This is a genomic window from Affinirhizobium lemnae, assembly GCF_022968395.1.
Classification (GTDB): domain Bacteria; phylum Pseudomonadota; class Alphaproteobacteria; order Rhizobiales; family Rhizobiaceae; genus Neorhizobium; species Neorhizobium lemnae.
Window position 1 is genome coordinate 1 of record NZ_JALJQZ010000074.1, and the last position, 7,153, is coordinate 7,153.

At 50.6% G+C, this 7,153-nt stretch carries 7 protein-coding genes; 4 read left to right on the forward strand and 3 right to left on the reverse strand.

Going from position 1 to position 7,153, the window contains the following annotated elements:
• Window positions 1-110 precede the first annotated feature (110 nt).
• The 3 genes from MUU53_RS22070 to MUU53_RS22080 form a co-directional block, all read right to left on the reverse strand.
• On the reverse strand, window positions 111-548 hold the full coding sequence (locus MUU53_RS22070) for a hypothetical protein (RefSeq protein WP_247262777.1): 438 nt from the start codon (window positions 546-548) through the stop codon (window positions 111-113).
• A gap of 220 nt (window positions 549-768) precedes the next feature.
• Entirely contained in the window at window positions 769-1,377 is a 609-nt protein-coding gene (locus MUU53_RS22075) for a hypothetical protein (protein ID WP_247262778.1), read from the reverse strand.
• 108 nt (window positions 1,378-1,485) lie between these two features.
• Entirely contained in the window at window positions 1,486-2,661 is a 1,176-nt protein-coding gene (locus MUU53_RS22080; protein ID WP_247262779.1) for a pectate lyase, read from the reverse strand.
• 732 nt (window positions 2,662-3,393) lie between these two features.
• Between MUU53_RS22080 and MUU53_RS22085 the strand changes: the two genes are divergently transcribed.
• The 4 genes from MUU53_RS22085 to MUU53_RS22100 form a co-directional block, all read left to right on the forward strand.
• On the forward strand, window positions 3,394-3,579 hold the full coding sequence (locus MUU53_RS22085) for a hypothetical protein (protein WP_247262780.1): 186 nt from the start codon (window positions 3,394-3,396) through the stop codon (window positions 3,577-3,579).
• Window positions 3,580-3,638: 59 nt separating this feature from the next.
• Entirely contained in the window at window positions 3,639-4,643 is a 1,005-nt protein-coding gene (locus tag MUU53_RS22090; RefSeq protein ID WP_247262781.1) for a hypothetical protein, read from the forward strand.
• Window positions 4,640-6,568, forward strand: a complete 1,929-nt coding sequence (locus MUU53_RS22095) for a flagellar biosynthesis protein FlhA (RefSeq protein ID WP_247262782.1) — start codon at window positions 4,640-4,642, stop codon at window positions 6,566-6,568. Before MUU53_RS22090 ends, MUU53_RS22095 begins: the two co-directional genes overlap by 4 nt.
• A gap of 348 nt (window positions 6,569-6,916) precedes the next feature.
• The coding region (locus tag MUU53_RS22100; protein ID WP_247262783.1) for a hypothetical protein at window positions 6,917-7,153 on the forward strand (237 nt) is incomplete at its 3' end.

A 7,153-nucleotide genomic window follows, 5' to 3' on the forward strand; every position in this document is an offset into this window, starting at 1 on the left:
CCAAAACTCGCCATAACCGCCATCATGCGAAAGCTCATCGTGCTCGCTAACGCACTGCTACGGAAAAACAGAAAATGGACCCCAAAACCAGCTTGATCAAAACGGATACTCTAGACTCTCGCATCTTTCTCTTCCGGATTTTCTTCAGATAGTTGCTCGATGACGGCCTCGGTCTTTATAACCATTTTTTGGCTGGAGTTGTAAACTTCTCTTAAAACTGTGGCGTTCAAGGTTGCTTGCTTTCTCTGTTCACTCTTTACGAAGACATCGGATACGGCGTCTTGGAGGAGAGCTTTTGCCTCTCGCGCGGCCATTGCTGCGTCTTTCAACTGCCTACCAGAGATTTGGCTGCTGTGGGCAGCAAAGCGTCCGGAGTCGATGTTGCGGACGCGCTTTCTTGCCTCATTCTTTAGAGCCGTGGCCTCGTCATACGCGATGACAGCCTGCACGCGCTGATCTTCGGCAATCGCCATATTTCGCTCCGCTCGATCCGCGCGGATCGAGCGAATCTTGAGGATCAGTTCAAAGTCCTTCTTGGATTTTGACACGCCAAAGCTCCTCGACAGTGCAGATCGACCAAACTTAGATCATTTCCGGCGAAAACGGGATCACCTGCAGTGCTCTATTTCTTTGTTTTTACGCAGTCCGGACGTAAAATCGCTGACGCACTTTTACTGGACGTGCTCTAGAACACAGCTCTTGATCAGACCGGTGCTCTAACTGAAGCATAATCTTTTCAATCCTCGTTTACTCCGGCTGAACTCCGCTCTAACGCATCGATTTCGGTGAAATTTCTTGTAATGCACCACCACGTATGACTTTTATCGTCGAATTCTGAGGTTTGGTTAACACTGCTGCAATGGTATCATTGAACAACTGCGGCCCCCGAATTGTCAGCATGCCTGTAGCTTTATCGAAGCGAAGGGTTCTTTCCGGAACGATCGGATATAATGTCTTGACTATGTTCTGAGCTGCTATCCAGTCATAACTTCCGAGCGGCAGAAAGGTTGTCTTTACCTCGCTTGACGCAGCAATAATTGCCTTTGTTCCGTCATACGCGAAAAAGAGGTTCGCATCTTGAGCCAGTTTCTGGAAAACAGCGATGCCTTCGCCATGCGCGCTCCATTTTTCCAGTCTTCCAGGCACTTCTCCGAGTTTCTGAACAGGGATGCCAGCTAAATCGGCTACTATGTCGATGACTTGCGAAAGCTCTTGACTTTTGACTTCAAAGCGTAGGGTCCGGGCCTCCGCTCCGACCAGAGGATACAATGCCAAGCAAGCTGACAGACACAGTGTTATCACCCGGCTTTGCATCAGTTCTAATATCCCGCAGATGAATAATTTTAATATTCGAAACTGCACAGCAGGTTCAGACAAACTATACCATCAACTCGTCGATAATCCATTAATGTTGTTGTCTCGCTGTATAGAGGATTATTGGCGGGAGTAGGTGAGACTGGCTACCCCCGCCAAACAAATCACTGATCAGAATGATGTCTTTTCGTCACGATAACGGACTTTGGTTGCTACCCCCTGAACATCCATGTTACCGACAAATTTCACCTCGGAGGTCTTGCTGTCCGTGCGGAACAATGTTTTGCCGTTGCTGAATTGACCGCCTTCGATCGTGACATTCGATGTAATTGGTTGGCCCCCATTGGTGCGGACGAAGGTCAGGAAACGGTCGGCCTTGAAATCCTTGATGTAGATATTTGAGTTGGCATTGACTTGGAAAATCTTGTCAGCGGCCTGATAAGCGGAGCCGCCAATGACGTTAAGATCACCAGGTGATTTGACGGTCAATGCATCTTCCCCTACATCTTTCCAGTGGACGTTCTTCAATGTTGCTCCGCCATATACATGGACTCCATCTGCCCCGTTATCGCCAATGGTGACGTTTTTCAGTGTTGCGCCATTCTTTAGTATGAAGATTGGCTTCTGTCCTTCGCCTTGACTTCCGTCCCCGAGCTTTGATGATGCCGTAAAAGTTGCACCCTTTCCGTCGAACTCGGTTCCATCGACAACGATCGGCTTGTCAACAACATTTACTTTGCCTTTGTCGGTCGTGTTTTCGGGCTCATTGTTGCGTGTGGATCCACTCGATCCGCCAGCCTTGCTACTGCGGTGTCCGCTATCAGCCTTGCTGCTCGAGTGTTCGCCGCCAGCCTTGCTACTGCGGTGTTCGCCGCCAGCCTTGCTACTGCGGTGTCCGCCATCAGCCTTGCTGCTCGAGTGTTCGCCGCCAGCCTTGCTGCTGGTATGCCCGCCATCAGCCTTGCTGCTGGAGTGTTCGCCGCCAGCCTTGCTGCTGGTATGCCCGCCATCAGCCTTGCTGCTGGAGTGTCCGCCATCAGCCTTGCTGCTGGAGTGTCCGCCGCCAGCCTTGCTGCTGGAGTGTCCGCCGCCGAACATAGAAGACAGCATCGAAATCAGTTTGGAGAGGACTTCGATCAATTGGTGCAGCACACCGGTGATTTCACTCGCCATCGAGTTTGCACCGCCGTCTGCCAACTGACTGTTGCTAAAAGGGGAGTATTGCCTGGTTTCTGTGCCCCCTCCGCCGCCACAAGCTCCAGCGGAGGAGCCGGATTCGCGACTGCTGCTCCCTCGATAATCCGAAGCACTTATATTTCGTCCAGAATGCCCATTAACGCCATACATGAATTGACCTCCGTTCACAGCTCTCAGATTAAATATTTACCGGCCTGTATGTGCTTTTGATTTCGAGCACGTTGTTAAAGCCGTTTTTGATTAGATAAATTCAGAACACCCAACCGTTGGACACCACATATAAATTGGTATTCCATCAATCGTGTCCAATAAAAACCCAGAACATAACTAACTTTAAAGGTTAATTATAAATATAAAATTTGAAATAAATTTATGAATAAATATATTTAGTGCGAATAACGTGTTTTTGATTGCGGTACCTAACCGAGCGTAGATTTATTTGCGTTGCCGAATGAATTGCAGCGCGAGACGGACGATCCGGTTTAGCCCTATTCGCTGTGCCCGGTGATGTTTCCAGATTTGCCCATCGGCGGCAGCACTTTTTGATCAAGAAGGCATTCAAAGACAGATCTACCAAGCAGCATGTCGTTGAAATGCGCTCCCGCAGGTTGTGTGCATGCGGCATTTATTTCGTAATAACAGAGAGTTATGGCTGAAGCAGTACCAATGAGGATTTTAGCCATTGTTAGTGTAGATATTCCAGTCGACTTATCGACATCGGTTTATTTCGAAAATTGCTTATATTAAGATTTACTTAACAATATTCTTTTTAAGCCACTATATGAAACGATTGTCCAATTAACGAATTATACATGGCTTTACTTTTAGATCATTCTATCTCAGTGTTGTGGTCATCAAAGTTGTCCAAAAGGAGAAATCGATATGGCTTCTAGTGGTGGACCTTCCTCATCGAGCAGCAGTGGTGGCGGTAGCGGTGAAGTTGATGGCGCAATTAACAAATATAGGGCTGCTCAAAAGCAGTCGGCCGAAGAAAGCTTGAAGACTGCAACCAAGGTCACAGAGATCAACGGAATTTATAACGCAATAAAAAAGATTAGCCCTGCATAACGACACCGACAATTCAATATACTTAATTCGTTTTTCTCCAGTTCTGGTGATACATCGAAATGCGTTTCATTGAACCATTACGCCCGCACATAGAGCGCTTACGTGCTTTATCCCTCCCGCTAAACAAGACTTTGGCGGCGAGGGAGGGTGGAGGCTCAAGAAAAGCGCCAGCGTTGCAGATTACGAGAAACGGCCGTGTTGGTGAGGTAGAGCTTCAAAATGGCTCACAAACGGTCGGCGGCGACGTTTCGTCGGACATCGTCGTTTTGGGCCTTGAGGCTAGACCTTGTCTTCGGCTTGAATTGCAAGACGATGGCGGAGAGGTTTCCGCTAGCGTAGAAGCTCTGGTTGATGGTGTGCAGGTTGGTTCGAGGCGACTTCAACGCGGCGATTTTGTCGCGGTGCGGGCAGGTGACCAGTTCACGATCAGCGATGTTCAACTATCGCTGAATGGACTATCCTCACCTGACAGGCGGACAACCGCCAAACGAAGGATGACGGCTGCAGTCCTTCTTTCCGCAGCCTTCGCATTAATACTCTTCGCAATGACCGGCATTCCGGCTCAACAGCAACTCAGAGAGGGTCAGCAGTTCGCGTCTACGATGGTCCCGATCAACGTAACGATTAAGGAACTGCGTGATGCGTTTCGTATGTCTGGACTAAAACTGGACGTACAGCTCGATCAATCTGCGGGAGAACTGATTATCGGAAACGAGCAGACCGAACTGAACATCGGCGACAAGGAAAAGCTTGCAAGCATCATTTCGGTCTTTTCCAAGAGAAACGTACTACCCCTTGTTGACCGTACGAAGCTGACCTCAGGCCTCGAAAGCATGATTGCCTCGTCCGCACTCGAGCCTGTTAAGTTTGTCGTCGGAACTGACGGCAAGCGTTATCAGGAGGGAGATGTATTTGCGCAGAAGTGGAAGATCGATGCCATCGAGCCGGGCAGTATCAGGCTGTCCCGAGACGGCAAACAAGATGTAATTTCGATGGGTCCCGTCTCTGCCCCTGTCGTCTTGCGTTTGGCAGATCGTAACCGGGGCACAGTGAGCAAGCCATGAATCTTGCAGCGATCACCCAGGCTCTGATGAAACGAACCGAGATATTGTTCTCGGTGTTTTTCCTCGTGGTCGTGGCTATGATGGTCTTGCCGCTGCCCACGTTCCTGATCGATCTGATGATAGGGTTCAACCTTTCATTCGCATTCATCATTCTCATAACAACGATTTACCTTCGTACAGCTCTGGATATCTCGACATTTCCGGCCTTGATACTGATCGGAACCGTGTTTCGTTTGGCCATTACGATTTCCACGACCCGCCTGATCCTTGCTGAAGGTTATGCAGGCGAAATCATCACTGCGTTTGGGAATTTCGTCGTTTCGGGCAACGTGGTTGTTGGCCTGGTTGTCTTCCTGATTGTCGCACTGGTTCAGTTTATTGTGGTAACGAAAGGCGCCGAACGTATCGCAGAAGTCAGTGCTCGCTTCACCCTAGACGCGATGCCCGGTAAGCAGCTCGCAATCGACAGCGATCTTCGTAATGGACACATAACGCCGCAGAAGGCGCTAAAGCGCCGTGAGCAGCTTGAACTGGAGAGCCAGTTTTTCGGTTCGATGGACGGTGCTCTCCGCTTTGTTAAGGGGGATGCGATTGCATCGCTGGTCGTGGTGGCAGTCAACCTGATCGGTGGCCTTTCGATTGGTATGTTCCAACGTGGCATGTCGTTCTCTGAGTCTGCACATCACTACTCCTTGCTGACAATCGGCGAAGGTCTGGTGTCGCAAATTCCCTCAATGCTCATGGCGATCGCTGCTGGCACGGTTGTAACCCGTGTCTCTTCCGAAGATGCAGTCAGTTTGGGCTCGGATATTGGTAGGCAACTGTCTCAGGACGCGCGCGCCTTGGGTGTGGCCGGTGCCATGACATTCTCTATGGGATTTGTCCCAGGGTTTCCGGCGCTCGTGCTGTGGCCGCTCGGCCTCCTACTTGGAGCGGGCGCCTACTTGGTGGCGCGGCCGAAAAAAGTCGGCGCGCCAAGGACAGAGCCACGCGTCACGGCTTCGGAACACAAGGAACTCGATCGCGCACGTTTCGGTGACCCAATTGTTGTCACGGTCTCGGAGGCGACTCTGCAGCTGTTGGATAGAGCCAATTTCGCTTCCATCCTCGAGGCACGGATCTCGTCCATGGCACATATCGTTGGCGTTGCGGTGACGGTTCCGACATTCAATCCGGATCCTCGTATATCCGACCATATTGTTCACATTCAGGTAGAAAATGTACCTGTTGGCGTGCTGACTGTTGAGCCAGATGCAGATCTCGATCTTTTGGCTTTTTCTTTATGCCGAATCGTGCGTCGACATGTCGGCCCGACCTTCAGCGTTGAAGATGTGATGCAGTGGTTGACTAGCGTGGAGCAGCGCTTGGGTCGGCTTGCTGTGGAAGTGCGGGAAAAAGTTCCGCAGATCGTACTTGTCAAGGTAGCCAGGCAACTCCTGACGTCGGGTGTGACGCTGTCCCAGCCTCGTGCTGTCCTGGAGGTCATCCTCGAGCGTACAGACTTGTATTCGAATCCCGAACAGCTGGCAGAAGCGGCCCGCGATGCCATCGGCAGCCAAGTCGCCTATGGCATGCTCGACTATCGCGGAGTCCTTCCGCTAATCCCTTTCGATTCGCAATGGATTGAAGCACTTGATCGATATTTTGCTTCCTATTCGTCCCAATCGAAGTTCGAGGCGGAGGCAGAACTTGAAGCCATGTGCAGATCTCTGCCGGACCGACTTTTGAAGCTAAATGAAAACGGAACAGAGCCAGTTGGCCTGATTCCCCGCGAACATAGATCGGCTACGCAGTTTTATCTGTCTCGCCATCGTATCCTTCTACCTTTGATATCCGAGGATGAAATACCGACTGATATATCCTGCGAGATGCTCGAACCGGTAAGAAGTGCTCGCACCGAAAATGCGGAAAAGGAATGGGCATAAGTAATAACTGAAATATAAATTCTGCAAACGACAAAAATTAATAACAGAACTATAATATTGTTGAAATTATCTGAAAATTTGATAAGGTTAATTATAGTATAATTCTGAATTCCAGTTGTGCAGAAATTGAATTTTGCGTTAACCTGAGAGGGAACTGATATGAGCACCGCACCCGTATCCAGCAGAGGTTTCGACCCTTCGTCATTCAGTGCACCAAGTGGTGCTGGTGGCGGCGAGGCCTCGCCACTGTCTTCAAATCGCATGAGCCCGTATGGCAGCAGCAGCGGCTTATCGAGTCTAGATTCAAAGTATATGAGCTCAACTGCAGGCGCAGGAAGCGGGCAAGGCATGAGCGGCATCCTCGGCGCTCTTAAAGAGCTCGTGGCTATGCTCGGCAAACTGATCGAGGCTCTGGAGCAGAAACTTGGTGGTGGGGCTCAAGGCGGCGGACAAGGTGGCGGCAAGGCTGAGGGCGGACAAGGTGGCGGCAAGGCTGAAGGTGGCCAGGGTGGCGGCAAGGCTGAAGGTGGCCAGGGTGGCGGCAAGGCTGAAGGTGGCCAGGGTGGCGGCAAGGCTGAAGGTGGC

Bases quoted from the DNA above. Each gene is read 5' to 3' on its own strand.
- MUU53_RS22080 (WP_247262779.1), bottom strand. From the start codon at position 2,661: ATGTATGGCGTTAATGGGCATTCTGGACGAAATATAAGTGCTTCGGAT.
- MUU53_RS22085 (WP_247262780.1), top strand. From the start codon at position 3,394: ATGGCTTCTAGTGGTGGACCTTCCTCATCGAGCAGCAGTGGTGGCGGT.
- MUU53_RS22090 (WP_247262781.1), top strand. From the start codon at position 3,639: ATGCGTTTCATTGAACCATTACGCCCGCACATAGAGCGCTTACGTGCT.
- MUU53_RS22095 (WP_247262782.1), top strand. From the start codon at position 4,640: ATGAATCTTGCAGCGATCACCCAGGCTCTGATGAAACGAACCGAGATA.